Genomic DNA, 25,746 nt, shown 5'->3' on the forward strand with positions numbered 1-25,746 from the left:
ACGTCCGACGTACGGCGTCCGGGGCCCGGGAGGCGGCGCCCTGCCCGTTCCGTATCCGAGGTCCCGCGCCCCGCGGCCCGCGCCCAACCCCCCGTACCCGCGCCCCGCGGCCGGCCCCGCCCCCGTGCCCGCTCCTGCCCGCCCCGCGCAGCGGCCCCGCGGCGAACTCGCGCCACGCCGTGTCATCGCCATGGCGTCCGCGGGGTGCGGGTTCGACAATGGGGGGGATGACCGATGACGACCGGCGTACGCGCAGTGGCGAGATCGGGCCCGCCGAGTGGCTCGCCATGAACCGGACCGGCAGCTTCGACTGGGATCTCGACAGGGGCAGCATCGATGTCGACGAGTCCGGGCTGCTGATCTTCGGCGTGGCCCCGAACGCCTTCGACGGGCGGCCGGGGTCGATCGTGACGCGTCTGGCCGCCGACGAGCGGGACAAGTTGGAGGACGTCGTACGGAAGGCCGTGAAGGGGGGCGCGACCTCGTACACGGCGCACTTCCCCATCCCGCAGGCCGACGGCTCACCCCACTGGACGCATGTGCAGGCGCGGATCCTGCGCTCGCGGGACGGCCGGGCCCGGCGGATCGTCGGGGTCGTGCGGGACACGACGGCCGAGGTCGCCCACTTCGCCTTCGTGCAGGAGCTGGAGAAGCGGCGCGAGGTCCAGACGAGCATCGTCGAGCGGACGACGAACGCGCTGTCGCGCGCGGTGACCGTGGACGACGTGACGGCCGCCCTGACCGGTCCGGGCGGTCTCGCCCGGCTCGGCGCGGACGGTCTCGCGCTCGGTCTCGTCGAGAACGGCTCGCTCAACATCATCGCGCTCAGCGGCGAATCCCTCGACGTCCTCAACGACTTCCGCAGCCGCCGTCTCGACCGCAAACTGCCGCTGGCCGATGCGGTGCTGAGCGGGCGCCCCCGTTTCGTGTCCTCCTTCCCGTCCCTGGGAAGGGACTTCCCCGAGCTCGCCCCCTATCTGGCGCGCCTCGAATTCCGGGCCGCCTGCTACCTCCCGCTCGTGGCACAGGCCCGTTCGCTCGGCGGAATGGCCCTCTTCTACCGCGGCCGCACCTCGTTCAACGCCGACGAGCGCAACCTCGCCCTCGGTCTCGCGGCGATCGTCGCCCAGTCGCTCCAGCGGGCCATCCTCTTCGACGAGGAGCGGGAGTTGGCCACCGGCCTCCAGGCGACGATGCTGCCCCGCAACATCCCGCAGTTCGCGGGCGGTGAGATCGCCGTCCGGTATCACGCGGCGTGGAGCGGGCGCCAGGTCGGCGGCGACTGGTACGACGTGATCCCGCTGCCCCGCGGCCGGGTCGGCATCGTCGTCGGCGACGTCCAGGGCCACGACACGCACGCCGCCGCCATCATGGGGCAGCTGCGGATCGCCCTGCGCGCGTACGCCGGCGAGGGCCACGCCCCGTCGACCGTCCTCGCCCGGGCCTCCCGGTTCCTCGCCGAGCTGGACACCAACCGCTTCGCGACCTGCACGTACGCGCAGGTCGACCTGGCGAGCGGCACCCTGCGCGCCGTACGGGCCGGGCATCTCGGTCCGCTGATCCGGCACACCGACGGCCGGGTCGGGCAGCCCAAGCTGCGGGGCGGACTCCCGTTGGGCCTGGCGACCGTGTTCGGGGACGAGGAGTTTCCCGAGACGCGTCTCGACCTCGTGCCCGGCGAGACGCTGGTGCTCTGCACGGACGGGCTCGTCGAGCAGCCCGGCTCGGACATCGAGTCCGGTCTCGCCGCGCTGTCGGGCGCCATCAGCAGCGGCCCGCCGCAGGCGGAGCCGCTCGCCGACCACCTCTCCGAGCGGCTCTGGGAGCGGTGGGGCTCCGGCGACGACGTGGCGCTCCTGGTACTGCGCCGCAGCCCGGACCCGGGCACGCCCCGGGCGCCGCGCATCCACCAGTACATCCACCAGGCCGACCCGCAGGGCCTCTCGGACGCGCGCGCGGCCGTCGGGCAGGCGCTCCGCGACTGGGGCATGCCGGAACTCGTCGACGACGCCGAGCTGTTGACGGGCGAGCTGCTCGTGAACGTACTGCTGCACACCGAGGGCGGAGCGGTCCTCACCCTGGAGGTGCTGCCCGAACCGGTGCGGCGGGTACGGCTCTCGGTGCAGGACCGGTCGAGCGCCTGGCCCCGGCGGCGTACCCCCGGCGAGGCCGCCACCTCGGGCCGCGGACTGCTCCTGATCGACGCGCTGGCGTCCCGGTGGGGCGTGGAACCGCGCGGCGAGGGCAAGGCGGTGTGGTGCGAGATCGGACCGGCGCCGGTGGCGGCCGAATCCGCCCCCGGCGGTGGGTGAGGAGGTCGTCGTGGACCCCGTGGCCGCCCTGAACCGCATCGCGTTCCTCCTCGAGCGGGGCCAGGCGCCCGGCTATCGGGCCCGCGCCTTCCGTACGGCCGCTTCCGCCGTCGCCTCCCTGCCCGAGGGCGAGGTGGCCCGGCGCGCGGCCGCCGGCACCCTGGAGTCGCTGAAGGGCGTCGGGCCGAAGACGGCTGCGGTGGTGCGCGAGGCCCTGGAGGGGCGGGTGCCGGAGTATCTGGCGCAGTTGGAGGAGGAGTTGCAGGCCTCGCTGGGCCCGGGCGGGACGGACGGTCACGTCGGTGAGGAGCTGCGGGCCGCACTGCGCGGCGACTGCCATCTGCACTCGGACTGGTCGGACGGCGGCGCCACGATCGAGGCCATGGGCCGTACGGCGGCCGCACTCGGGCACGAGTGGGCGGTGCTCACCGACCATTCGCCGCGGCTCACCGTGGCACGGGGCCTCTCGCCCGAGCGGCTGCGGGAGCAACTGGACGTGGTGGCGCGGCTGAACGAGGAGTGGGCTCCCTTCCGGCTGCTCACCGGGATCGAGTGCGACATCCTGGAGGACGGCTCGCTCGACCAGGAGCCCGAGCTGCTCGAACGGCTCGACCTGGTGGTCGGTTCGGTCCACTCCAAGCTGCGGATGGACGCCCGGTCGATGACCCGCCGTCTCGAACGGGCCGTGCGCGACCCGCTGATGGACGTGCTCGGGCACTGCACGGGGCGCCTGGTGGCCGGCGGGCGCCTGCGGCCCGAGTCCGAGTTCGACGCGGAGCGCGTCTTCGCCGCCTGCGCCGAGTCGGGTACGGCGGTGGAGATCAACAGCCGCCCGGAGCGCCTCGATCCGCCGCGCCGGCTGCTGCGGCAGGCCGTCGCTGCCGGTACGTACTTCGCCGTCGACACGGACGCCCACGCACCCGGTCAGCTGGAGTGGCAGATCCTGGGCTGCGCACGGGCCGAGGAGTGCGGGGTCCCGCCGGACCGGGTGATCAACACCTGGTCGGCGGAGCGGCTGTTGGAGTGGGCGGCGGGCTGAGCACCCGGCTGGTCGAACCCGTTGCCTCGGAAACAGCTTCGGGCTGCCCGTTGCCTCCTCCGAAACGCCTCAGGCCCGCTCCCCCAGCCCCCCTCAAGCCCGCTGCCAGACCGTCGTCGCGTTGCAGAACTCGCGGATGCCGTGGCCGGAGAGCTCACGCCCGTACCCCGAGCGTTTGACCCCGCCGAAGGGGAGCGCCGGGTGCGAGGCCGTCATGCCGTTGACGAAGACGCCGCCCGCCTCCAGGTCGCGGACGAAGAACGCGATGTCCTCCTGGGAGCGCGTCCAGACGTTGGAACTGAGTCCGAACGGGGAGTCGTTGGCGACGGCCACGGCCTCCTCGATGTCGCTGACCGGGTAGACCGTGGCGACCGGGCCGAAGGCCTCCTCCTGGTGGATCCGCATCTCCGGGGTGATGCCGGTGAGGACCGTGGGCCGGTAGTACCAGCCGTTGCCGAGCTCCGGCTCTTCGGGACGGTGGCCGCCGCACAGGACGGTGGCGCCCCGCTCCACGGCGTCGTCGACGAGCGCCTCCAGGTCGGCCCTGCCCTGCTCGGTGGCGAGGGGGCCCACGTCGGTGGACTCGTCGAGGGGGTCGCCGACGGTGAGGGCGTTCATGGCGGCGGTGAAGCGCTCCGAGAAGTCGTCGTACACGTCCTGGTGGACGATGAACCGCTTGGCGGCGATGCAGGACTGGCCGTTGTTCTGCACGCGCGCGGTGACGGCCGTCTTCACGGCCCCGACGATGTCGGCGGAGGGCATGACGATGTACGGGTCGCTGCCGCCGAGCTCCAGGACGGTCTTCTTCACCTCGTCGCCCGCGACGGCGGCGACGGACCGGCCGGCCGGCTCGCTGCCCGTGAGCGTGGCGGCCACGACCCGGGGGTCCCTGAGCACGCCCTCGACCTCGCGGGAGCCGATGAGGAGGGTCTGGAAGCAGCCGTCGGGATATCCGGCGCGGCGGAAGAGGTCGCCCAGGTAGAGGGCGGTCCTCGGCACGTTGGAGGCGTGTTTGAGGAGGCCGGTGTTGCCCGCCATGAGCGCGGGCGCGGCGAAGCGGATCACCTGCCAGAGCGGGAAGTTCCACGGCATGACGGCGAGGATCGGGCCGAGGGGCCGGTAGTGGACCCGGGCCACGTCGGCCCCGGAGTCCTGGACGTCGCTCTCGGCCGGGTGCTCGTCGGCGAGCAGTTCCTCGGCGTGTCTGGCGTACCAGCGCATGGCCTTGGCGCACTTGGCGGCCTCCGCGCGCGAGGCGGCGATCGGCTTGCCCATCTCGGTGGTCATGGTGCGGGCGATGTCCTCGGTGTCCTCGTCGAGGAGGGTCGCGGCGGCACGCATGAGCCGGGAGCGTTCGGCGAAGGAGGTCGTGCGGTACTGGCGGAACGCCTCGTGGGCGGCGGCGATGCGCCGCTCGACCTCCTCGGGCCCGTGGGCCTCGTACGTACGCAGCGTCTCGCCGGTCGCGGGGTTCACGGTGGCGATGCCCATGACGTGCCTCCTCCTGCCATCGGCCCCCGTCTGCAACCTTCCGCTCCCTGGGCGTCTGCGCAACAGGGGCGGGGCGGTGGGGTGACCGCGTGGCCCGCGGGGGTCAGGAGGTCAGCCAGACGAGGGCGCCGGAGAGGTGGGCGCGGAAGGCCGGGTCGCGGTACGTCTCCGAGGCGTGCCCGAGCGCGGTGAAGAAGAAGCGCCCCCGGCCGATCTCGCGGCACCAGACGAGCGGATGGTCGTCGCCGTGGGTGCCGCCCCGGTAGGTGGACTCGTCGGCGCGGGCGAGGACCCGGACGCCGGAGGGCCGCGGATCGGAGGTGAAGTTGTACCACTCGTCGGTGCGGGGCCAGCGGTCCGGGAGCGGGGCGGTCGCCGGGTGGTCGTGGGAGTCGACGAGGACGAGGCCCGGCTGGATCTCCGGGTGGCCGTCGAACCGGGTGCCGAGCAGCTCGCCGTAGAAGGGCCAGTCGGGTTCGGCGTTGGCGGCGGCGTGTACGGCGAGGAGCGCCCCGCCGCCTCGCAGGTAGGCCTCGAAGGCGGTGCGCCCCTCGGGCGTCAGGACGTTCCCGGTGGTGGACAGCAGGACGACGGCGGCGCAGCGGCCGAGCCGCTCGGGTGTGAAGACGGCCGGATCGTCGGTGATCTCGGCCGCTTGTCCGAGCTCGCGCGCCAGCTCGGCGAGGGCGGTGGCGCCGGCGGGGATGGAGTCGTGGCGGTAGCCCGCCGTTCGGGTGTAGATCAGGACGTCGGCGGTGGGCACGCGAGGGACTCCAGGGGCGGACGGGACCGGGCGGTGGAGGGAGACGGGCCCACGCCGTGCGGTGCAGGAGCGCGGGGGCCCACGCCGCAGGGTGAAGGAACGCGGGAGGGGACCCACGCCGTGCGGTGCAGGAGCGCGGGAGGGGGCAGGGGCATGGGGAAAGCGCTTTCTCCCCGCCCCTGACCGTAGCCACCGAAAACCCCGCGCCGCAACCCCCGGCCCTCCGGCACACTGCCTCGATGACGCCCCTTCATGATCACGCCCGGCGGGCGCTCGCCCATGTCACGCACCGCTCCACCGGCGAGCCCCTCGACCCGGCTCTGCGGGTCACCCTCAACTTTCACCCGCACTTCCTGCACCGGCTCGCGGACGAGGGCGTCTATCGCTCCCAGTTCGTCACCGGCACCGGCAACGGCGGCCTGACCGCACACCCGGGTGGGGACCGCTGGCGCTGGGAGAGCCGCATGTTCGGCGGGGTGTACGACGAGGCTCCGGCCGAGACGCGTCCGGTGTACGGCGCCCTCGACTTCCGCCGCCGTCCGTTCGGGGCCGCCCCTCGCTTCGGCTCCGCCCATCTGCGCCTCACGGCGACCGCCGTGCACCGGGCGACCTTCTGCTATCCGGACAGCTTCCTGGAGCCGGAGGACTTCGGCGTCGCGTCCCGGATGCGCCTGATCGCACTCGCCGAGGCCGACGAGAAGGATCCGCTCGACGACTACATCGAGGCACAGGTCCACGGCCCCGTCGTCATCGGGCGGGACGTGGAGGCGCTGGTCCTGGACCCGAGCCACCGGGGTACGGAGGTGGAGGAGGCGGCACGAAGGCTGCCGTGCGCCGTGGAGTGGCACGGCGGTTTCCGCGTCTCCGTCGACGAACTGAAGCGCCATCCCACGTTCCGGGGGCCGGAGTACGTGGAGCTCGCGGCCCGGATCGCGGTCGGCGGCCTGCTCGACGCCCGGATCGTGCAGGAGGCGGCCGCGTCGGGGCGGTACGACCTGCAGGACGTGAAGAAGGTCTGGCACTACCTGGCCCGCTTCGGAGCGCCCGCCGCCTGACCCCGCCCAGGCTCAGGACTCAGGGGCGGGTCCCCCGCGTTCGATCCGCTGGACGAGGCGCTTGAGCCGGGTGACCTCGTCCTGGAGGGCGCGAGCGCCGGCGGGCGTGAGGGAGAGCCAGGTGCGGGGGCGTTTCCCCTCGTACCCCTTGTCGATCTCGACGAGTCCGGCCTGCTCCAGGACGGCCAGGTGCCGGCTGGGGTTTCCGGCGGTGAGGTCGAGGGCCGTGCGCAGGAAGCCGAACTCGACGCGGCGGGCCTGGTGGACGACGGTGAGGATGCCGGGGCGGACGCGCTGGTGGACGACGTCTGCCGCATCAGGGTGCAGCCGTCGGCCGCTGCGGCGTGGCCCGGCAGGCAGGGCACGGTCTCGATCCGGAAGGTGAGGCGGCCGACCAGGACGCCGCCCATCGTGAGCGCACCGAGGAGCAGGAGCGGGAACCAGGTGCCGCGCTGGGCGGCGCGACCGTTGTCGCATCGGATACATCTCTGTATCTTTTGGCGCGCCGCATGCCTGCCTGTACGGCTCCGGCCGTACGACCCCGCCTGTACAGGCCTGGTAGTACGACGCGGCCCGTGCACCCCCGCCCGTACGCCCGGCTCGTACGACGCGGCCCGTCCCCCGCCCGTACACCCCGCGCTCACCGAGGAGCCGTCATGAGCACCGTGCCGCCCGCCATCGCCGCCGCCGTCGGGCCGCTGCCCGAAGGGGCGATCGTGCCGCTGCCGCCCACCTTCGAGTCCGTCGAGGAGGAGCGCCGCCACCGGAAGGAGCAGCTCGCCGCCGGGTTCCGGATCTTCGGGCGGTTCGGCTTCTCGGAGGGGGTCGCCGGGCACATCACCGTGCGCGATCCCGGCGACCCGAACGCCTTCTGGGTCAACCCCTTCGGCATGAGCTTCACCCAGATCAAGGCCTCTGACCTGATCCTGGTGGACCACGAGGGGAACGTCCTCGAAGGGCGCCGGCCCGTGAACCGCGCCGCGTTCGTCATCCACTCGCGGGTGCACGCGGCCCGCCCCGACGCGGTCGCCGCCGCGCACTCGCACTCCCTGCACGGCAAGGCCTTCTCCAGCCTCGGCATCCCGCTCGACCCGATCACCCAGGACGCCTGCGCGTTCTTCGAGGACCACGGGATCTACGACGACTACCGGGGCGTCGTGAACGAGACCGAGGAGGGCGAGCGGGTCGCCAAGGCGCTCGGCGACTTCAAGGCGGTCATCCTCAAGAACCACGGGCTGCTCACGGTCGGCCACTCCGTCGCCGAAGCCGTGTGGTGGTTCGTCACCATGGAGCGCTCCTGCCAGGCGCAGCTCCTGGCGATGGCGGCGGGCACCCCGCAGCTCATCGACCGCGAGACGGCCCTGCTCACCCGGGGGCAGATCGGCGGGCACCTGGCCGGCTGGTTCCAGGCGCGCCCGCTGTGGGATCAGATCACCGCGTCCGACCCCGACCTGTTCGACTGACCCGCGGGCCCCTGGCCGGGGATCTCGCGCGTCGTCGCCTCCAGGAGCGGGGCGAGGAACTGCCGTTCCAGGGTGCCGGGCGGCAGCTCGGCCGGCTCCACGTAGCTCTGCGCGAGACCGCCCTCGCGCAGGGCGATGAGGAGGCGGGCGAACCGGTCGGCCTCCACGGTCAGTTCGCGTCCGGCCCTGCGCAGTACGAGGGTGAGGCCGCGGGCGATCTCGGCCCGCAGCCGCTCGTCGTGGCGCGCGAGCACCCAGGCGGCCTGGGAGTCGCGGATGGCGTGCAGGGTGAACTCGGTGGTGACGAGGTACCACTCCCGCTCGTCCGGTTCGACGCGGGCGGCGAGCTCCGCGAGCCGGGTGAGGGTGTACTCCTCGGGGGTCAGCGCGTCGATGGACTCGGCGAGGCGCCGCACGGTCCGCTCGCTGTGCTCGTCGAACAGGGCGAGGAAGAGCTCTTCCTTGCTCGCGAAGTTCGAGTAGTACGCGCCCCGGGTGTAGCCGGCGCGCTCGCAGATCTGCTCGATCGTCGTCGCGTGGAAGCCGTGCTCGGCGAAGGTCTCAAGGGCCGCCTTCAGGAGCGCCGCGCGGGTGCGGGGCCGTCGCCTGGTGACACCTTTCGGCACGGGTGCGTCCTCCTCGTTCGGGCCGCTGGAACGGCGGACGCCCACCTTACCGGCGTCCTCTTCCCGGGCGGCGATCAGCACCGGCGGATAAAATTCAACGCATGGCAGAGCGGCCCGTCGTGCCCGCGGCGCCCGATCTGGTCCTCGAGATCGACGGGGACGCGACGCTCATGAAACCGAGCCGCGTCTATCGCATCGGGCGCGACCCCACCAGCGACATCGTGCTCGCCGACGCCCGGGCGTCCTGGCACCACGCGGTGCTCAGCGCGGTCGGCGGCCACTGGACTCTGACGGACGAGGGCAGTACGAACGGCACCTTCGCGGACGGTCGGCGGGTGGCCCGGCCGCGGGAGGTCGGCCCCAGGACGGTCGTACGGTTCGGGCATCCGACCGACGGGCCGCGCGCGGTCCTGCTGACCGGAGCCCCGGCCCGTCCGGCGGAGCCGCGTGCCGTACCGGAGCCTCCTCCCGGGTTCCCCCCGGAGCCGGGGGTCGTGGCAGGACCGGAGCAGGGACGCGCAGCCGAGCCGGAGCCCCAGCCCGCCCCCGGACCCGAGCCTCGGCTCGTACCCGGACCGAATCCCGTACCCGAGCCGGAGCCCGTAACGGAGCCCCCACCCGAGTGGCCGCCCGTACCCGAGTCGACTCCCGTACCCGAGCCGGAGCCCCCGCCCGAGTCGGCGCCCGCACCCGGGGCGACTCCCGTACCGGACCCCTGGCCCGTACCGGAGAAGGAAGGCCCGCCCCTGTTGCCGCCCCCGCCGCCGGAGGCCGTCCGCGACCTGCCACCGGAAGCAGTACGGGACTTCCCGCCGGACGCCGTACGGGACCGGCCGCCGGACGCCGCGGTCGCGCCCCTGCAAGAGCCCGCCCCCGAGGCCCCGCCGCTGCCGCTGCCGGAGCCGCCGGCGGTCGGTCGCGGCCGGCCGGTGACCCCCCGGCCTCCCTCCGTCCTGCATCCGGCCGCGACCGGCACCTTCCGGCAGCCGACCTCCGTACGCCCGCTGCCCGCCCACAGCATCCGGATCGGACGCGCCCCCGACAACGACGTCGTCGTCGCCGACCTGGTCGTCTCCCGGCGGCACGCCGAGCTCCGCGCCCACCCCGACGGCACGTACTGGATCCACGACCTCGGCAGCCACAACGGCACCTTCCTCAACGGCGCTCCCGTCGTCGACGCGCGCGTGACGACCGAGGACATCGTCGGCATCGGCCGGGCCGCGTTCTGTCTGATCGGCGGCCAGCTCGTCGAGTTCACCGACACCGGTGAGGTCTCCCTCGACGTCCGCTCGCTCGCGGTGACCGTCGACCACGGGCGCAAGACCCTCCTCGACGAGGTGTCGTTCCCGGTGGGCCAGAAGTGCCTGCTCGCGGTCGTCGGCCCGTCCGGCGCCGGCAAGTCGACGCTCCTGAACGCGCTCACCGGTCAGCGCCCGGCCGACCGGGGCACGGTGCTCTACGACGGCCGCGACCTCTACCGCGACTACGCCGAGCTGCGCCAGCGCATCGGGCTCGTCCCGCAGGACGACATCCTGCACCTCCAGCTCACCGTCCGCCGGGCCCTCGGATACGCCGCCGAACTCCGCTTCCCCGAGGACACCGCGGCGGCCGAACGGCGGGCCCGGGTCGACGAGGTGATCCGGGAGCTCGGTCTCGTGGAGCGTGCCGAGCAGCCGATCCACAGCCTCTCGGGCGGCCAGCGCAAGCGGGTGAGCGTCGCCCTCGAACTGCTCACCAAGCCGTCCCTGCTCTTCCTCGACGAGCCGACCTCGGGTCTCGACCCGGGCATGGACCGCTCGGTGATGCACATGCTGCGCGGGCTCGCCGACGACGGCCGCACGGTCGTCGTGGTCACGCACAGCGTGCTCAGCCTCGACGTGTGCGACCGGCTGCTCGTGCTCGCGCCGGGCGGCCGGGTCGCGTACTACGGCCCGCCGGCGGACACCCTCGGCTTCTTCGGCTTCGAGCAGTGGCCCGAGGCCTTCGAGGCCTTCGAGAACGACCGGGACCGCGACTGGGCCGAGCAGTACCGGACCTCCCGCTTCCACCGCCGGTACATCGCGGACCCGATGACCCACCCCGACGCCCCCGCGCCCGCCGGTGCCTCCCTGCCGGCCCGCGGCCGGGCCGCCGTCGAGCCGGGGCCGCCGCCGAAGGCGCAGAGCTGGGGCTCCCAGCTGCGGACGCTCGTGCGCCGGTACGCGGCGGCGCTCTCCGCCGACCGCACCTTCCTCGCCATCATGATCGCCCTGCCGTTCGTGATGGGCGCGATGGCCCGTGCCCTGTCCGAGGGCAGCCTCAACCCCGAGTCGACGCTCAACGTGCTGCTCATCCTCTGTGTGGGCGGCGTCCTCACGGGCGCGGCGAACGCCGTGCGCGAACTGGTCAAGGAACGCACGATCTACCGGCGCGAGAGAGCCGTCGGCCTGTCCCGCTCCGCCTATCTCGCCTCCAAGGTGGTGGTGCTCGGTCTGATCACGGTCGTGCAGGCGGTGGTCCTCACCCTGGTGGCCCTGGTCGGCGTGCCGCTGAACGTGCCCGGCGGCAAGGGCGTCCTGATGCCGCCGCTCGTGGAGATCACCCTCGCGGTGGCGCTCCTCGCCTTCACGGCGATGATGCTGGGGCTGCTGGTCTCGGCGCTCGTCCGCAAGGAGGAGGTGACGATGCCGCTGCTCGTCCTCCTCGCGATCGTGCAGGTGGTGTTCTGCGGGGCGCTGCTCAAGGTGCGCGGCACGCTCGTCCTGGAGCAGCTGGCCTGGCTCGTGCCCTCGCGGTGGGCGTTCGCGGCGATGGGTGCGACGATCGACATCGGGAAGATCGCGCCGAGCGAGAAGACCGCCGATCCGCTGATGCGGCACACGGCGGAGGCCTGGCTGTTCGACATGGGCATGATGGTGGTGCTCTGTCTCGTCCTCGGTCTGGCCGTGGCCCGGCTGCTGCGCCGCCACGAGCCGGTCGTGATGCGGAGGTAGGCCGGTGAGCGTCCCCGTGGTGGAGGTGAGGCCGTGAGCGTCCCCGTGGTGGAGGTGAGGCCGGTGAGCGTCCCCGTGGCTGAGGTGAGGCCGTGAGCGTCCCCGTGGTGGAGGTGAGGCCGTGAGCGTCCCCGTACCCGAGTACGTGCCGGACTTCCGGCCCACGCACGTGGTGCCGCGCTCTGGGCTGCCCGCCTGGGAGGCGCCCGATCCGGGGCTGCCCACCGCGCCGCTCGACGCCTTCCTGCCGGTACGGCTCGTGGACCGGACCGGCGACTGGGGCCGGGTGCTGTGCTCCAACGGCTGGACCGCGTGGGTCGACGCCCGCCTCCTGGTGAGCGTTCCGGACGATCCTCCGGCGGCCGGACGTCCCCTCACCCGAACCGCCGATCCCCGGCCGCTCATCGCCCGCGCCGAGGACGCGCTCGGCCGCTACCGACGGGCGGCGGAGGAGCTGGGCTCGGGCCGGCTCGACGGCGAGGGCTTCCGGCTGCGGACCCGCGGGCTGCGGGTGGGCATGGTCGTCGACGGCGAGTCGGTGTGGCTGTACGACGCGGAGCACGAGCGCTGGGTGTACTGCGACGGCGTCGGGCTCAGTACGTACGCGGCGTCGGCGGCGCCTTCCGGCGAGGCCGCCCGGCCGGCGGAGGAGCCCGGATCCGCTTCGGTGGCCGAGGAGGCCTCGGCTCCTCGCGGCTACGAGCCGACGCAGGTCGTGCCCCAGGTGGACCCGGCGGGGGCGGCCGGGCCTCCGCCGACGCAGGTCGTGGGGCCGACGGGACCGGCGGGTGAGGAGCCATGAGCACCGGTGCGGCCCACGGGGACCCGGAGATCCCGGCGGGCAGGCCCTCGGGGCTGCTCGGCAAGGAGATCGCGGGCTACCGCGTGGAGGGCGAGATCGGGCGCGGCGGCATGGCCGTCGTGTACCGGGCGCGGGATCTGCGCCTCGACCGGACGGTGGCGCTGAAGCTGCTCGCGCCCGAGCTCGCCCGCAACGACACCTTCCGCAAGCGCTTCGCCCACGAGTCCCGGGTCGCCGCCTCGATCGACCACCCGCACATCGTGCCGGTCTTCGAAGCGGGCGAGACGGAGGGCGTCCTGTACATCGCGATGCGGTACGTGGCGGGGCAGGACCTGGCGGCCCTGCTCGACCGCGAGGGGCCGCTGCCGCCGGTGAAGGCGTGCCGGATCGCGGTCCAGGTGGCCTCGGCGCTCGACGCGGCGCACGCGCACGACCTGGTGCACCGGGACGTGAAGCCCGGGAACATCCTGGTCGCGGAGGGCACGGACGGCGATCACCCGGAGCATGTGTACCTGACCGACTTCGGGCTGACGAAGAAGTCGCTGTCCCTGACGGGTTTCACGACGGTGGGCGAGTTCGTCGGGACGCTCGACTACGTGGCGCCCGAGCAGATCTCCGGCAAGCCGGTGGACGGCCGGTGCGATGTGTACAGCCTGGCGTGCGTGGTCTTCGAGACCCTGGTGGGGGTGCCGCCGTTCCGCCGGGACACGGACTGGGCGGTGCTGTGGGCGCAGCAGTACGATCCGCCGCCGCCGCTGTCCGAGGTGCGGCCGGGGCTGCCGGGGGCGGCGGACGCGGTGTTCGCGAGGGCGCTGGCGAAGACGCCCGAGGAGCGGTACGGGACGTGCCTGGAGTTCGTCGCCGCGGTGCGCGCCGCCCTGGCCGACGCGGCCGGCGGTGGTTCGGCGGCGCCTCGGGAGCCGCGGGGGCCCGCCGCGCCGCCCGCCCCGCCGGCGTGGGCACGGCCGGTCTTCCGGGAGCTGGACTAGCAGGTCGCGCGGGGCTGTCGGTGGCCTGTGCGCAGGGGTGACCGGAGGATTCCGACCGCTCTGGTCCAGAGCGGTGGGCGAAGGGTCCGGACCGCTCCGGTCCAGCGGTGACCGAAGGGTCCCGACCGCTCTGGTGACCGAAGGGTCCCGACCGCTCTGACCTCGCCTTATCGTTGGCCTGAACTATTGCGGAGAGTGATCGATTCGGGAATGATTCGCCGCCGTGACCCTCTCCCTCGTCGTCCTGCTCGGCGTGCTGTTCCCCGTGTTCTACCGCGTCGTCATCGCCCCCGGCCGTGCCGCCGACTGGGCCGGCGCGCACTTCGTGGCGTCCGCCTACGGGCTGCCGCCTCGTGAGGTGCTCGACCCGCGCCGCGCCGGCCCTCCCCCGCCGGAGCACCGGGCCGAGGAGCGGCAGTCCGTGGCCGACGCCGCGTGGGAAGGCGACTGGCGGGCCGCCGAGCGGTACGTCGCGGCGGCCGGCGAGGACTGGGACGAGCGCTGGGCGCGGCTCGAGCTCCTGCAGCACGTCGCCCGGGAGGACGACGCCTGGCTCGACGCGTGGCGCGCCGCCGAGCCCGGTAACTGCGACGCGGCCACCCTCCACGCGAGCCTCGTGGTCCACCGGGCCTGGGAGATCCGGGGCAGCGGGTACGCCCACGAGGTCCTGGACTCGGACATGAACCGCTTCCGTGCGATGCTCCCGGCCGCGATCGAGGAGGCGCGGCAGGCCGCACTGCTCGACCCCGCGAACCCGGGCCCGTGGGTCGTCATGATCACGGCGGCGCGCGGAGCCCAGTACGAGCGCGCACGGTTCAAGCCGCTCTGGGAAGGCCTCGTCGCCCGGGCGCCCCACCACTACGAGGGGCACTGGCAGGCCCTGCAGTACTGGTGTGCCAAGTGGTTCGGCAGCGACCGGCGGATGATGCGGTTCGCCCGCGAGGCGGTCCGCAAGGCGCCGCCCGGCAGCCCGCTCGCCGGGATCTACCTGCACGCCCTGAACGAGCTCACCGACCGGCCCGCCGGCGTGGCGCTGTCCGCCTCTCCCCTGACGAGGAGTCTGCTGAAGAAGGTCGCCGCCTCGTTCGACGCGGTCGCGCCCGACGACGAGCGCCTCCCGGTCCTGCGCCATCTGCTGGCGCACTACATGCTCAAGTCGATGATGTACGGGGCGGCCCTGGAGCAGTTCCGTCTGATCGGCCCGTGGTGCGGCGCCCAGCCCTGGCGCAGGAACGGAAACCCGGTCATGGCCTTCGAAGCGGCCCGCGGCACCGCGGCGAGGCTCTCCCGGACCCGCCCGACCACGAAGCCGCCGGTCTACGGAATGGGCCGCTAGGTTCGTACTGCCCGACGGTGGGCGGGCTCAGCAGGAGATGCGCGGCGATGTCAGGGTTGGTGGTTCCGGTCGCGGCCAGTCGTACGACCTGTAGCTCCTGAGCGGCGTCACGGCCGGGTCGGCGGGACACGGGCCTGGTCGACGACCTCGCCCTTGCGGTGGACCCGGGAGGCGAGAAGGCCGCCGAGGAAGCCGAGGACCAGGCCCCAGAGCAGCGCGAAGCCCGTCGTCTTCCAGACGTCCGGGCGGAGCAGCACCTCGCCGCCGAGCGAGTCGAGGTCGCCGATGCCGAGGACCGAGAGGCCGAAGCGGGCCTCGACCAGGGTGAGCGGTGCGGCGACCAGCATGGTGAGCGCGAAGGCGATGCCCAGGTGCAGCGAGTGCTGCCAGAGGGAGATGCGGGCCGGGGAGCGGACGGCCGCCACGAACGCGGCGGCGAGCACCAGGACGGCGGCGACGGGCAGCAGCCACCACGCGCGCGCGTCCTGCGCGGCGAGCGAGGACAGGTCGACGGTGGAGAGGTCCGGGCTGTCGCCCCCGCCCCGCAGGACGGCGTCGAGGATCTGCGGCATGGGCAGACCGAAGGGTCCTTCCGCCTTGCCCTGCCAGGAGCCGCCGATGCCCACGCCGAGCGCGAGCCAGGTGATGTTGGGGAGGCCGAGGAGGAGCACGGCGAGGGTCTCCGCGGCGTGGCCCTTGGTCGCCGCGACGACGATCCCGATGACCAGTCCCACGACGACGTACGCGAGGAGCAGCAGGAGCATCGCGAAGGCCGCCGGCCTGACGGGTTCCTGGTAGTGGACGAGCCGGGGCGGCAGGGGGGTCCTGCGGGAGACGAGGAGGGCCACGACGAGCACGCCCAGGATCCACAGGAGCCCGTAGAAGAGGGTGGGTCCGAGGTCGGTGCGGAAGCCGACGGTCGGGTTCGTTGCGTCCAGGAGCTCGCCGAAGATGTCCATGAGGGACCCTTCGGAGGTGCCGCCGCCGAGGGTGAGCGGGAAGTCGTGGCGGGCGAGGGCCGAGGTGCCCGCGAGCGCGGCCAGCCAGAGCACGACGACGCTCGCGGCGCGGAGCAGGAGCGCGCGGGTGCTGGTCACGGCGTGGTGCCGCAGGGGGCGCAGGAAGCAGTAGCCGGTGACCAGTGCGCCCACCAGGGTGACGGTGAGCGGCATGGCGGTCAGTTCGGCCTGGGTGCCGGCGAGGGCGCCCGCGTCACCGGAGAGTTCGACCTTGCCGCCGGAGGCCATGACGACGACCGCGGCGAGGACGGCGGTGAAGCCGCCGGGCAGGTCGGCGGCGCCCGCGGCCCAGAGGCCGAGCCCGGCGACGACGCCCATCGCGACGAACCCGGCGACCACGGCGGCCAGGGCCTGGAGGGCGACGCGGACGTAGGGCCCGGTCGGGGGCGCGGGTGACCGCGCGGAGGTGGGGATCCGACTGCTCGTCACCCGCTCCACGCTAGTGCCGGGTCGTGTCCTCCGCTTGCGGACGGGCGCCGTTCGGCGCACACAATGGGCGCGGAACGGAAGAAAGGGAAAAACGTGACTTCCCACCCGCCGTCCGGCCCTCCGTCGGTTCCCCCCACAGGTCCCCCCTCGGGCCCCCTCTCGGGTCCGAGCACACGCCCGGGAAGCGCCGGCCCCCCGCCACCGCCCGGACCGCCCCACGGCGGTTCGGGGGGCGGCGGTTCGTCCGGTGGCGGCTCCGGCCCTGGCGGCGGGGGGCCGACCGGTGACGGGACGGGCGGTGGCGGGCAGGGCGGTGGCCGCCCCTGGTGGCGCTCCGTCCCCAAGGTCGCCTCGGTCACCGCCGTACTCGTCGCGGCCGCGGCGCTGGCCGTCGTCCTCACCAACCGCCCCGACGGCAAGAACGACACGGCGGGTTCCGGCGGCGGCGAGGTCTTCCTGCAGAACGCCGCCGCGACCGGTCCCGACCCCTTCACCCGGTCGACGGCACGCGCCGACGCCGGTTCCGCCCCGCCGGCCTCGCTGCCGCCCCGTACCGCCACGGCCGTACCCGAGATGTCCGGGTCGACGCCGGGTCTGTACGGCGGGACGAAGTCGGTGTCGAGCTGCGACGTCGAGCAGCAGATCCGCTTCCTCTCCGGGGAGCGCGCGAAGAACACGGCCTTCGCCACCGTCGTCGGGGTCTCGCCGGACGACGTGCCCGGCTATCTCCGGTCCCTGACCCCGCTCCAGCTCCGGGTGGACACCCGGGTGACGAACCACGGCTTCCGCGACGGCGCGGCCACCGCCTACCAGGCGGTGCTCCAGGCCGGGACGGCGGTCATGGTGGACGGCCACGGCGTGCCCCGGGTGCGGTGCGCCTGCGGCAATCCGCTGTCCGTCCCGGTGGCGCAGAAGGCGCCGCGCACGACCGGCACGCCCTGGCAGGGATTCAACTCCCAGCAGGTCGTCGTGGTGGCGCCCTCGGTGACGGTCGTGAACGTCTTCGTGGTGTACGACCCCGAGGCCGACGGCTGGTTCGCGCGGAAGCCCGGCGACACGGGCGAGCACGACAAGCCGGCCCCGCCGCCTCCCCCGCCGCCCACCGCCTCCCCGTCCACCCTCGTGCCGCCGTCCACCTCCAGCTCGCCCCCGTCCACCTCCCCGTCCTCGCCGGTGCCGTGCGTGACGGTGACGGGCACGGAGACCCCGACGCCGAGCGGCGGGATCACCCCGTCGCCGTGCCTCTCGACGCTCTCCCCCTCCGCGCCCACGTCCTCGCCCGAGTCTCCGCCCGACACGTCCGGCCCCTCGTCGCCGTCGCCGGAGTCGTCGAGCCCGGAGAGCGCGCCCGCCTCGGACGGTGCGGCGGGGGGCACGAGCCTGCCGCCGGACCAGCAGGCGGACCGGCGGAACCAGTCGGCGGCGGCCCCGCTCTCCCCGCCGGTGTCGAAGGTGCCGTCGTCCTCGGTCCCGGCGTCTCGCTCCTCCTCGGTCTCGGTCTCGACCCCCGCGCCCGGTCCCGGGTCAGCGCCCGTCGTCTGATCGTGCGGTGACCGCGGCCCCTTCAGGGCGCGTACGTGGCCCTTGCCTCCGGTACGGGGGTACGGGCGTTCCGCCGCAGGACGCGGGCCTCGCCGGGGAACAGGACCGGGCCCGGCACCGTCAGCACCGGCCCGGTCGCGCGGCGCAGGACCGCGCGCAGCACCGGCCGCCGCCTGAACCGGGCGAACCGGCCCCGGTCCGGAGCCGAGCCGAGGACCAGCAGGTCCCCCGGGCGGTCGGCCACCGCGCACAGCGCCGACGCGGGGGAACCCCGGACCACCCGGCCCTCGAAGGCGAGGCCCTCGGGGACTCCGCCGAGCGCGTCGACGAGCGCGTCCTCCAGGCGCCGCCGGGCGTCCTCGCCCCAGAGCCGCGCCCAGGCCCGGTCGGGCATCCGGACGAACAGCCCTTCCCCTTCCGGGGGTTCCCAGACCAGCACCGCGATCAGCGGCCTGCCCTCGCGGCGGGCGAGGCCGGTCGCGTACCGCAGGGCGGCGAGCGAGGTGAGCGAGCCGGTCACCCCGACCACGATCCGGCCCGCGCCCTGCGGCAGCGGACCCCTCATGCCGGTTCGCAGGCGTGGGCGCGAGGCGTGGGCGTCGCGGCGTCCCGCTCCACGCGGGCGCGTGCCGCCCGGCGGCGCAGCGCCCGGAACCAGGTTCCGATCGGCACGGGGCGGGCCGCCCGCTCCTCAGCGCGCTGCTGCCACATCCGCTCGTCACGGTCGGTGAAGTGCCCGGACATCGGTCGTCTCCTTTCCCCGAAGAACGCCTGAAGGCCGTCCGAAGAACAGCGCCACCAGGCCACTGGGAAGGAGTCTGTAACCTTATTGGCCCGGACAGCAGAGCCAATGAGGAGTGATTGGCATGGCAGTGGCACGCGTGGTCCATACAGCGGACCGGACCCTGACGGGCCGCCAGCTGGCCTCGCTCCTCACCCCGCCCCCGGAGGGCCGCTTCGGCTACCGGGAGCTCGCGCGGGCCGTGCGGGAGGCGCTGCTCGACGGCCGCGTGGCGCTGCGTCTGCGGCTGCCGGCCGAGCGGGAGCTCGCCGGGGTCCTCATGGTCAGCCGGACCACCGTGACCGGGGCGTACGACCTGCTCCGGGAGAGCGGGTACGCGCACAGCCGGCGCGGCGCCGGTACGTGGACCGCGCTGCCGGACGGACAGACGCCCACCGTGCTCGGCGCCTTCCACGACGACGCGGGCGCGACGATCGACCTGGCCCTCGCCGCGCCGCACGCGCCGGAGGAGGAGCTGGCCGCCGCACTCACGGCTGCCGCCGCCGAGCTGCCCCGCTACGCCGGGGCGCAGGGCTACCACCCGTACGGGCTGCCCGCGCTGCGCACCTCGATCGCCGAGCGCTACACGGCCCGCGGCCTGCCGACCCTCCCGGAGCAGATCCTCGTCACCAGCGGCGCGCAACAGGCCGTGTCGCTGGTCCTGACGCTGCTCGGCCGGGCCGGCGACCGGGTGCTCGCCGAGAACCCCTCGTACCCCAACGCCCTCGACGCGATGCGCGGACGCATGCTCCGCATCACGCCGGTGCCGGTGACCGAGACCGGCTGGGACAGCGGGCTCGTCGACGCGGCACTGCGGCAGACCGCGCCGCGTCTGGCCTATCTGATCCCCGACTTCCACAACCCGACCGGGCGGCTGATGCCGGCGGAGCAGCGCCGGCAACTCGCCCGGTCGGCGCGTGCCACCGGGACCTGGCTGGTGGTCGACGAGACGCTGACGGACATGGCTCTGGACGTGCCCGCGCCGCCGCCGTTCGCCGCGGCGGTCGGCGGGGGCGACGGGGAACAGCTCGTCTCCGTGGGCTCGCTGAGCAAGAGCTGCTGGGGCGGGCTGCGGGTCGGCTGGGTGCGGGCCGCGTCCCGGGTCGTGACCGAGCTGGCCCGGGTCCGGATCACCGCCGACCTGTCCGGTTCCGTACTGGACCAGCTGGTGGCCGTCGCCCTGATCGACCGCCTCGACGTGATCCTCCCCCGGCGGCTCGACGAGTTGCGGCAGCGCCGGGCCGCGCTGACCGACGCGCTGGCGCGCCATGTGCCGGAGTGGCGGTGGACGGTGCCGCCGGGCGGGATGTGCCTCTGGATCGACCTGGGCCGGCCGGTCGCCTCCGCCCTCGCCTCCCGGGCGCTGCGGCACGGGGTGCGGGTGGAGGGCGGTGCCCGGTTCGGCGTGGACCCGGGCACGCACGAACACCGGCTGCGGATCCCGTTCACGCTGCCCGTGGACGCCTACGAGCCGGCGGCGGAGCGGCTCGCTGCGGCCCTGGACGGCGCCCCGGGACACGTCGCCGACCCGGCCCAGCCGGACTGGGTGGCCTGAAAGGCGCCGGGGGTCCATATTCGGATGCCCGCCTCCGGGGATCCGTGTACGGTCCACCGAGTGGAACCTCTGACCGAGAAACAGATCCGCTCGTCCTTCGTGAACTGCACCAAGGGCGAGGCGGCGCGGCTCAAGCTGCCCCTCGACTTCGCCGAACTCCCCTGGGACGACCTGGACTTCCTTGGCTGGGTCGACCCGGGCGCGCCCCTGCGGGCGCACCTGGTCGTGCCGCGCGAGGAGGGGCCGCTCGGGGTGAGCCTGCGGGTCCCGGCCACGGGCCGGACCAGCGCCGTGAAGTCGAGCATGTGCCAGGTCTGTCTGACCGCGCACGCGTCCTCGGGCGTCACTCTCCTGGTGGCGCCGCTGGCCGGCAGCCGGGGCCGCGAGGGGAACACGGTCGGGATCTACGTCTGCGCCGACCTCGCCTGCTCCCTCTACGTGCGCGGCCGCCGGCAGCCGAAGCTGCGCCACCGGCGCCACGAGGAGTCCCTCACCCTCGACGAACAGCTCGCCCGTCTGACGGGCAACCTGGACGCGTTCGTCGGCCGCGTGACGTCGGGCTGAGGAACCGGGACGGCGTCCCGGTTCCGTGGGACCGGGACGGCTCGCCCGGTCCGTGGGACCGGGACGGCTCGCCGGTCCCAAGCGACCGGGAGGCCGTCCCGGTTCAGCGGAAGGCCTGCTCGCCGGTGAGCGCCTTGCCGATGACCAGGGAGTGGACCTCGCTGGTGCCCTCGTAGGTCAGCACCGACTCCAGGTTGTTGGCGTGGCGCAGCACCGGGTACTCCAGGGTGATGCCGTTGGCGCCCAGGATCGTGCGGCACTCGCGGGCGATCGCGATCGCCTCGCGGACGTTGTTCAGCTTGCCCACGCTGACCTGCTCGGGGGTGAGCGCGCCCGCGTCCTTGAGCCGCCCGAGGTGGAGGGCGAGGAGCATGCCCTTGCCGAGCTCGACGGACATGTCGGCGAGCTTCTGCTGGGTCAGCTGGTAGGAGGCGAGGGAACGGGCGAAGACGACCCGGTCCTTCGCGTAGGAGATCGCCGTCTCCAGGCAGTCGCGGGCGGCGCCGAGCGCGCCGAAGACGATGCCGAAGCGGGCCTCGTTGAGGCAGCCGAGCGGGCCGGACAGACCGCGGGCCTCGGGCAGCATGGCGTCGGCCGGGAGGCGGACGTCCTCGAAAACCAGCTCGCTGGTGACGCTGGCCCGCAGCGAGAGCTTCATCTTGATCTCGGGGGCGCTGAAGCCGGGGGTGCCGGCCGGGACCAGGAAGCCGCGGACGCCGTCCTCGGTCCGCGCCCAGACGACGGCGACGTTGGCCACCGAGCCGTTGGTGATCCACATCTTCGTGCCGTTGAGCACCCAGTCGGACCCGTCCCGCTTGGCGTTGGTCCGCATGGCGCCCGGGTCCGATCCGGCGTCCGGCTCGGTGAGACCGAAGCAGCCGATGTACTCGCCGGCCGCCATCTTCGGCAGCCAGCGCTGCTTCTGCTCCTCGGAGCCGTACTTCCAGATCGCGTACATGGCGAGCGAACCCTGTACGGAGACGAGGGAGCGCAGTCCGGAGTCGACGGCCTCCAGCTCCAGACAGGCGAGGCCGTACGCGACGGAGTTGGTGCCCGCGCAGCCGTAGCCCTCCAGGTGCATGCCGAGCACGCCGATCCCGCCGAGGGTGCGGGCGAGCTCGCGGGCGGGGATCTCGCCCTTCTCGAACCAGCCGGCGACGTGCGGCCGCAGCTCGCGGTCGGCGACGGCACGCACGGTGTTCCGGATCTCGCGCTCCTCGTCGGTCAGGAGTCCGTCGACGGCGAGCAGGTCGAAGGGGTGGACGGGAGTGGACGGCGACTTCACGGACGGCCTCCTGGCGACTGTGGCAACTCGGCGAGCCGAAGCGTAGCCCCAGATCGAATATTGGATCCAGTATTGAAAATCCGAGATCCGGCCCGTACGGTCCGATTGGATCCAATCTCCAATCTTCGTATCACCAGTGGGAGCGAGGAAGCCGCATGCGCGCAGACCAACCGGGCGCCCTGTCCGGGATCGTCGTCGCCGACTTCGGCCGGGTGCTGGCCGGGCCGTACATGACGATGCTCCTCGCCGACCTGGGCGCGGACGTGATCAAGATCGAGCGGCCCGGCTCCGGGGACGACACGCGCGCGTGGGGCCCGCCGTTCGCCGGCGGCGAGGCCACCTACTTCCTCGGCGTGAACCGGAACAAGCGCTCCGTGGCACTCGACCTCACGGATCCCGAGGACCTGGCCACGGCCCGGGCGATCGTGGACCGCGCGGACGTCCTCGTGGAGAACTTCCGCCCGGGCACGATGGAGAAGCTCGGCCTCGGGTACGAGGACGTGAAGGCGGGCAACCCCGGGCTCGTCTACTGCTCGGTGACCGGCTTCGGCACCGCCGAGGGCGCCCGGCTGCCGGGCTACGACCTGCTCGTCCAGGCCATGGGCGGACTCATGAGTGTGACGGGCGAACCGGACGGGCAGGGCACGAAGGCCGGGGTCGCCCTGGTCGACGTCATCACGGGCCTCCACGCGGGGATGGGCGTCCTCGCCGCCCTGCGGCACCGCGAGCGCACCGGCGAGGGACAGCGGGTCGAGGTCTCCCTGCTCACCTCCCTCCTCTCGGCGCTCACCAACCAGGCCGCCGCCCACCTCGGGGCCGGAGTCGTACCGCGCGCGATGGGCAACAGGCACCCGAGCATCGCCCCGTACGAGGTGTTCGAGGCGCAGGACCGGCCGCTGGTCCTCGCCGTCGGCAACGACCGGCAGTTCGGGGCCCTGTGCGGGCGGCTGGGACGGCCGGAGCTCGCGGAGGACCCGCGCTTCGCGACGAACACGGCCCGGGTGGCCCACCGGGAGGAGCTGGTCGAGGCCCTCGCCGGCCCGCTCGGCACCCGTACCGCCGACGGCTGGTTCGAGGAGCTCACCGCGGCCGGTGTGCCCTGCGGGCCGATCAACGACCTGGCGGCCGCCTTCGGGCTCGCCGACCGGCTGGGGCTCGCCCCTCGCGTCCCGGAGTCCGCGGCCGGTCCCGGGCAGGTCGCCAACCCGATCCGGCTCGACGCCACCCCGGCCGCGTACCGCACCGCTCCCCCGCGCCTCGGCGAGCACACCGACGGCGTCCGGTCGGAGCTGGGCGGAGTTGTCCACAGGGGGTCGGCGGCGAACGGCCCCGCGTAGGAAGATGGTCGCCTCCGGCGGAGGAAGTCAACCGGAGGCGACACGAGGGAACGGAAGGTCACAGGCGATGAGCAGCGCGGTGCAGAAGCGGCGGCCGCAGACCGCCCAGCAGTTCGTCCTGGAGGAACTGCGGCGCGCCATCACCAGCGGGGAGCTCAGACCCGGCGGCCCGATCCGTCAGGAGGCCCTGGCGGCCCGGTTCGAGGTGAGCCGGGTGCCGCTCCGGGAGGCCCTGAAGGCCCTGGAGGCGGAGGGCCTGGTGGTCCATCACGTGCACCGGGGCTACTTCGTCGCGGAGCTCTCCCTCGACGACCTGGAGGAGATCTACCGGATCCGGGAGCTCCTGGAGACCGAGGCGGTCCGCATGGCCGTGCGGTGGATGCCGGACGGCACGGTCGCCACGCTCGAACGGATCCAGCGGGACGTGGAACGGGCCGCCGGCGAAGGGGACGTGGCCGCGATGGCGGCGGCGAACCGGCTCTTCCACTTCACCCTGATCGAGGCGTCCGGGATGCCGCGCCTGGTCCGCCTCATCACGACCCTGTGGGACGCCACCGACGCGTACCGCTCCCTCTACTACACCGAGCCCTCCCACCGGAAGCAGGCCATACGCGAGCACCGCGCCGTGATCTCCGCACTCCGCCACGGCGACGAGGAGGCCACCGTCCGCTGGCTCGACGAGCACCGGGCCCACGCGGTGGCGGCGCTGCGCGAGGTCCTTCACGTGAAGGACCCGGAAGAAGACTGACCTCGCGGAGGACGCACCCGGAAACACCCTGCGCGGCCAGACCGCTCGCCGACGAGGCGGGAGCGCGGGAAGGCTTATCATCTCCCGTCGCGGGGACGAGTACAGGCCACGATGGCCTTGCCCTCCTCGCTGCCCCGCACCCGCAACCGCGCTGCGGGACGACGCGTCTTCGGACCTGCCGGACGGCGGACGGACGACGCGAACGGACACAAGGGGGTCCTGCGGTGAACGGGAAGAGAAGCCGGACAGCACGCGGAACGTGGCTGGTCACTGCCCTGGTGCTGGCATCGGTCACGGTGGGCTGCCAGGACACGGGAGGCGACGGAGCGGGTGCGAAGCCCGCGCCCGACAAGTCCGCGGGCGCTTCGAAGGCTCCGGGGAAGGGCGAGGGCAAGGGCAAGGAATCGGCCAAGCCGACGACGTCGAAGAAGCCGACGCAGCCGGGCAAGGACGCCTCGGCGGCCGCACTGACGTGTGACCAGCTGCGTAACGCCCCGCTGCAGACGTCGTCCTTCCGTTTCCCCGACGCCCCGGACGGGACGGTCGCCTTCACCGACGGACGTTGGGAGGGCGACGGTGTGGTGATCGAGCTTCAGCCGCAGTGCGGCATCGGGGACATGACGGGCGACCCCGCCGAGGACGCCGTGGCGGCCGTCAAGGTCACCACCGGCGGCACGGGCAAGTTCTACGGCCTCGTCACCTGGCGCAACGACTCCGGCTCCCCGGTGCCCGTGGCAGCCGCCTCGCTCGGCGACCGCACCCCCGTGGAGTCGATCGACGTCTCGTCACCGGCACCGCGCCAGGCGACCGTCGTCTACCTGACGCGCGGGGACTCCGAGCCCTCGGCCGCCGTGACGATCCGCCGCTCCGCCGTGTACCGCGTGACGGAGCCCACCCTGACCGAACTCCACCACAGCGACACGCCGTACACCCCCTGACGGCCCTCTCGGCCGGTCCCGTCGCGGACGGGACCGGCCGAGAGGAGGGGCGCGGGGGTGCTGCGGTTACCCTGTGCGCCGGACGCGAGGAGGAACCATGGCGCGGATGCCGTCGGCCGAACGACGCAGGCAGTTGGTCGAGGCGGCGATCAGGGCGATGACCAGGGACGGCGTCGCCCGGACCACGACCCGCTCGATCTGCGCCGAGGCGGAGGTCTCCCTCAGCGTCTTCCACTACTGCTTCGACTCCAAGCAGGCGCTCCTGGAGGCCGCCATCGAGTCGATCACCGACACCTACGTCGCCCACGTCATGTCCGCGGTCGAGCCCCGGGCGACCCTGCGCGAGACGGTGCGGGGCGCCCTCGGCACGTACTGGGCCCATGTCGCGGCCCATCCCGCCGAGCACATGCTGACGTACGAACTCACCCAGTACGCCCTGCGCGAGGAGGGGTTCGAGCATCTGGCGCGGGCCCAGTACGAGCAGTACGTCGCCTCGGGGACCACCCTGATCGAGCAGGTCTGCGCGGTGTGCGGGGTCGAGCCGAAGGTGCCGGTGGGCCTGCTCGCGCATCTGCTCGCGGCCATGATCGACGGGCTGACCCTGCAGTACCTGGTGCTCGGCGACGAGCGGACCGCGGCGGCACTGCTCGACGCGACGGCCGAACAACTGGTCACCCTGATCGGAGGCTGACACTTCATC

23 protein-coding genes are annotated in these 25,746 nt (G+C 73.6%); 15 read left to right on the forward strand and 8 right to left on the reverse strand.

Annotated elements, in window-relative coordinates:
* The first annotated feature begins 227 nt into the window (after nt 1–227).
* Together ABT041_RS11220 and ABT041_RS11225 are read left to right on the forward strand one after the other, a co-directional pair.
* Nucleotides 228–2,312, forward strand: coding sequence for a SpoIIE family protein phosphatase (locus tag ABT041_RS11220; protein WP_351182604.1), 2,085 nt, complete (start codon nt 228–230; stop codon nt 2,310–2,312).
* A gap of 10 nt (nt 2,313–2,322) precedes the next feature.
* Nucleotides 2,323–3,351, forward strand: coding sequence for a PHP domain-containing protein (locus tag ABT041_RS11225; RefSeq protein WP_351182605.1), 1,029 nt, complete (start codon nt 2,323–2,325; stop codon nt 3,349–3,351).
* Nucleotides 3,352–3,444: 93 nt separating this feature from the next.
* On the opposite strand, the gene ABT041_RS11230 is transcribed toward ABT041_RS11225, so the two are convergent.
* Nucleotides 3,445–4,842, reverse strand: a complete 1,398-nt coding sequence (locus ABT041_RS11230) for an NADP-dependent succinic semialdehyde dehydrogenase (RefSeq protein ID WP_351182607.1) — start codon at nt 4,840–4,842, stop codon at nt 3,445–3,447.
* A gap of 103 nt (nt 4,843–4,945) precedes the next feature.
* Nucleotides 4,946–5,605 (reverse strand): ThuA domain-containing protein, encoded by a 660-nt coding sequence (locus ABT041_RS11235; RefSeq protein ID WP_351182609.1) that lies wholly within the window; start codon nt 5,603–5,605, stop codon nt 4,946–4,948.
* Between the two features lie 239 nt (nt 5,606–5,844).
* On the opposite strand from ABT041_RS11235, the gene ABT041_RS11240 reads away from it, so the two are divergent.
* Nucleotides 5,845–6,660 (forward strand): DUF3626 domain-containing protein, encoded by an 816-nt coding sequence (locus tag ABT041_RS11240; RefSeq protein ID WP_351182611.1) that lies wholly within the window; start codon nt 5,845–5,847, stop codon nt 6,658–6,660.
* Between the two features lie 12 nt (nt 6,661–6,672).
* Here ABT041_RS11240 and ABT041_RS11245 read toward each other — a convergent pair whose 3' ends face one another.
* A complete protein-coding gene (locus ABT041_RS11245) occupies nt 6,673–7,137 on the reverse strand; it encodes a winged helix-turn-helix domain-containing protein (protein WP_351182613.1) in 465 nt (154 codons plus the stop codon).
* Nucleotides 7,138–7,316: 179 nt separating this feature from the next.
* Here ABT041_RS11245 and ABT041_RS11250 point away from each other — a divergent pair, with 179 nt between their 5' ends.
* Entirely contained in the window at nt 7,317–8,123 is an 807-nt protein-coding gene (locus ABT041_RS11250; protein WP_351182614.1) for a class II aldolase/adducin family protein, read from the forward strand.
* Here ABT041_RS11250 and ABT041_RS11255 read toward each other — a convergent pair.
* Nucleotides 8,087–8,749, reverse strand: coding sequence for a TetR/AcrR family transcriptional regulator (locus tag ABT041_RS11255; protein ID WP_351182616.1), 663 nt, complete (start codon nt 8,747–8,749; stop codon nt 8,087–8,089). The two genes, ABT041_RS11250 and ABT041_RS11255, sit on opposite strands and share 37 nt — an antisense overlap.
* 101 nt (nt 8,750–8,850) lie before the next feature.
* On the opposite strand from ABT041_RS11255, the gene ABT041_RS11260 reads away from it, so the two are divergent.
* From ABT041_RS11260 to ABT041_RS11275, 4 genes are all read left to right on the forward strand, one after another.
* Nucleotides 8,851–11,721, forward strand: a complete 2,871-nt coding sequence (locus ABT041_RS11260) for an FHA domain-containing protein (RefSeq protein WP_351182618.1) — start codon at nt 8,851–8,853, stop codon at nt 11,719–11,721.
* A 121-nt stretch (nt 11,722–11,842) separates the two neighbouring features.
* Complete coding sequence (locus ABT041_RS11265) at nt 11,843–12,523, forward strand: SH3 domain-containing protein (RefSeq protein WP_351182620.1); 681 nt, start codon at nt 11,843–11,845, stop codon at nt 12,521–12,523.
* Nucleotides 12,520–13,512 (forward strand): serine/threonine-protein kinase, encoded by a 993-nt coding sequence (locus ABT041_RS11270; protein ID WP_351182622.1) that lies wholly within the window; start codon nt 12,520–12,522, stop codon nt 13,510–13,512. The genes ABT041_RS11265 and ABT041_RS11270 overlap by 4 nt, the downstream gene beginning before the upstream one ends.
* 223 nt (nt 13,513–13,735) lie before the next feature.
* Complete coding sequence (locus ABT041_RS11275) at nt 13,736–14,848, forward strand: hypothetical protein (RefSeq protein WP_351182624.1); 1,113 nt, start codon at nt 13,736–13,738, stop codon at nt 14,846–14,848.
* Between the two features lie 107 nt (nt 14,849–14,955).
* Here ABT041_RS11275 and ABT041_RS11280 read toward each other — a convergent pair whose 3' ends face one another.
* Nucleotides 14,956–16,296 (reverse strand): streptophobe family protein, encoded by a 1,341-nt coding sequence (locus tag ABT041_RS11280; protein WP_502976435.1) that lies wholly within the window; start codon nt 16,294–16,296, stop codon nt 14,956–14,958.
* Between the two features lie 93 nt (nt 16,297–16,389).
* Between ABT041_RS11280 and ABT041_RS11285 the strand changes: the two genes are divergently transcribed.
* A complete protein-coding gene (locus ABT041_RS11285) occupies nt 16,390–17,838 on the forward strand; it encodes a DUF6777 domain-containing protein (RefSeq protein ID WP_351182628.1) in 1,449 nt (482 codons plus the stop codon).
* Between the two features lie 22 nt (nt 17,839–17,860).
* Here the strand turns inward: ABT041_RS11285 and ABT041_RS11290 are convergent, their stop codons facing one another.
* Together ABT041_RS11290 and ABT041_RS11295 are read right to left on the reverse strand one after the other, a co-directional pair.
* Complete coding sequence (locus ABT041_RS11290) at nt 17,861–18,403, reverse strand: universal stress protein (RefSeq protein WP_351182630.1); 543 nt, start codon at nt 18,401–18,403, stop codon at nt 17,861–17,863.
* Entirely contained in the window at nt 18,400–18,582 is a 183-nt protein-coding gene (locus ABT041_RS11295; protein WP_351182632.1) for a hypothetical protein, read from the reverse strand. Before ABT041_RS11295 ends, ABT041_RS11290 begins: the two co-directional genes overlap by 4 nt.
* A gap of 122 nt (nt 18,583–18,704) precedes the next feature.
* Here ABT041_RS11295 and yczR point away from each other — a divergent pair, with 122 nt between their 5' ends.
* Together yczR and ABT041_RS11305 are read left to right on the forward strand one after the other, a co-directional pair.
* A complete protein-coding gene (gene yczR, locus ABT041_RS11300; RefSeq protein ID WP_351182634.1) occupies nt 18,705–20,174 on the forward strand; it encodes a MocR-like transcription factor YczR in 1,470 nt (489 codons plus the stop codon).
* 60 nt (nt 20,175–20,234) lie between these two features.
* The gene (locus ABT041_RS11305) at nt 20,235–20,738 is read left to right on the forward strand and encodes an FBP domain-containing protein (protein ID WP_351182636.1); all 504 of its coding nucleotides are present in this window, start codon (nt 20,235–20,237) and stop codon (nt 20,736–20,738) included.
* A 103-nt stretch (nt 20,739–20,841) separates the two neighbouring features.
* On the opposite strand, the gene ABT041_RS11310 is transcribed toward ABT041_RS11305, so the two are convergent.
* Nucleotides 20,842–22,023, reverse strand: coding sequence for an acyl-CoA dehydrogenase family protein (locus ABT041_RS11310; protein WP_351182638.1), 1,182 nt, complete (start codon nt 22,021–22,023; stop codon nt 20,842–20,844).
* A gap of 155 nt (nt 22,024–22,178) precedes the next feature.
* Between ABT041_RS11310 and ABT041_RS11315 the strand changes: the two genes are divergently transcribed.
* From ABT041_RS11315 to ABT041_RS11330, 4 genes are all read left to right on the forward strand, one after another.
* Complete coding sequence (locus ABT041_RS11315) at nt 22,179–23,360, forward strand: CaiB/BaiF CoA transferase family protein (RefSeq protein ID WP_351182640.1); 1,182 nt, start codon at nt 22,179–22,181, stop codon at nt 23,358–23,360.
* Between the two features lie 67 nt (nt 23,361–23,427).
* Nucleotides 23,428–24,108, forward strand: coding sequence for a GntR family transcriptional regulator (locus ABT041_RS11320; RefSeq protein WP_351182642.1), 681 nt, complete (start codon nt 23,428–23,430; stop codon nt 24,106–24,108).
* Between the two features lie 278 nt (nt 24,109–24,386).
* The gene (locus ABT041_RS11325; protein ID WP_351182644.1) at nt 24,387–25,046 is read left to right on the forward strand and encodes a hypothetical protein; all 660 of its coding nucleotides are present in this window, start codon (nt 24,387–24,389) and stop codon (nt 25,044–25,046) included.
* Nucleotides 25,047–25,143: 97 nt separating this feature from the next.
* The gene (locus ABT041_RS11330; protein ID WP_351182646.1) at nt 25,144–25,737 is read left to right on the forward strand and encodes a TetR/AcrR family transcriptional regulator; all 594 of its coding nucleotides are present in this window, start codon (nt 25,144–25,146) and stop codon (nt 25,735–25,737) included.
* The last annotated feature ends 9 nt before the right edge of the window (nt 25,738–25,746 follow it).

Origin of the sequence: Streptomyces sp. NPDC002825, from assembly GCF_040295385.1 — a bacterium.
Classification (GTDB): Bacteria; Actinomycetota; Actinomycetes; order Streptomycetales; family Streptomycetaceae; genus Streptomyces.

Coding starts and splice junctions, on each gene's coding strand:
- ABT041_RS11240 (WP_351182611.1), top strand. CDS start 5,845: ATGACGCCCCTTCATGATCACGCCCGGCGGGCGCTCGCCCATGTCACG.
- ABT041_RS11290 (WP_351182630.1), bottom strand. CDS start 18,403: ATGAGGGGTCCGCTGCCGCAGGGCGCGGGCCGGATCGTGGTCGGGGTG.
- ABT041_RS11220 (WP_351182604.1), top strand. CDS start 228: ATGACCGATGACGACCGGCGTACGCGCAGTGGCGAGATCGGGCCCGCC.
- ABT041_RS11250 (WP_351182614.1), top strand. CDS start 7,317: ATGAGCACCGTGCCGCCCGCCATCGCCGCCGCCGTCGGGCCGCTGCCC.
- ABT041_RS11260 (WP_351182618.1), top strand. CDS start 8,851: ATGGCAGAGCGGCCCGTCGTGCCCGCGGCGCCCGATCTGGTCCTCGAG.
- ABT041_RS11295 (WP_351182632.1), bottom strand. CDS start 18,582: ATGTCCGGGCACTTCACCGACCGTGACGAGCGGATGTGGCAGCAGCGC.
- yczR (WP_351182634.1), top strand. CDS start 18,705: ATGGCAGTGGCACGCGTGGTCCATACAGCGGACCGGACCCTGACGGGC.
- ABT041_RS11315 (WP_351182640.1), top strand. CDS start 22,179: ATGCGCGCAGACCAACCGGGCGCCCTGTCCGGGATCGTCGTCGCCGAC.
- ABT041_RS11320 (WP_351182642.1), top strand. CDS start 23,428: ATGAGCAGCGCGGTGCAGAAGCGGCGGCCGCAGACCGCCCAGCAGTTC.
- ABT041_RS11330 (WP_351182646.1), top strand. CDS start 25,144: ATGGCGCGGATGCCGTCGGCCGAACGACGCAGGCAGTTGGTCGAGGCG.
- ABT041_RS11245 (WP_351182613.1), bottom strand. CDS start 7,137: ATGCGACAACGGTCGCGCCGCCCAGCGCGGCACCTGGTTCCCGCTCCT.
- ABT041_RS11270 (WP_351182622.1), top strand. CDS start 12,520: ATGAGCACCGGTGCGGCCCACGGGGACCCGGAGATCCCGGCGGGCAGG.
- ABT041_RS11230 (WP_351182607.1), bottom strand. CDS start 4,842: ATGGGCATCGCCACCGTGAACCCCGCGACCGGCGAGACGCTGCGTACG.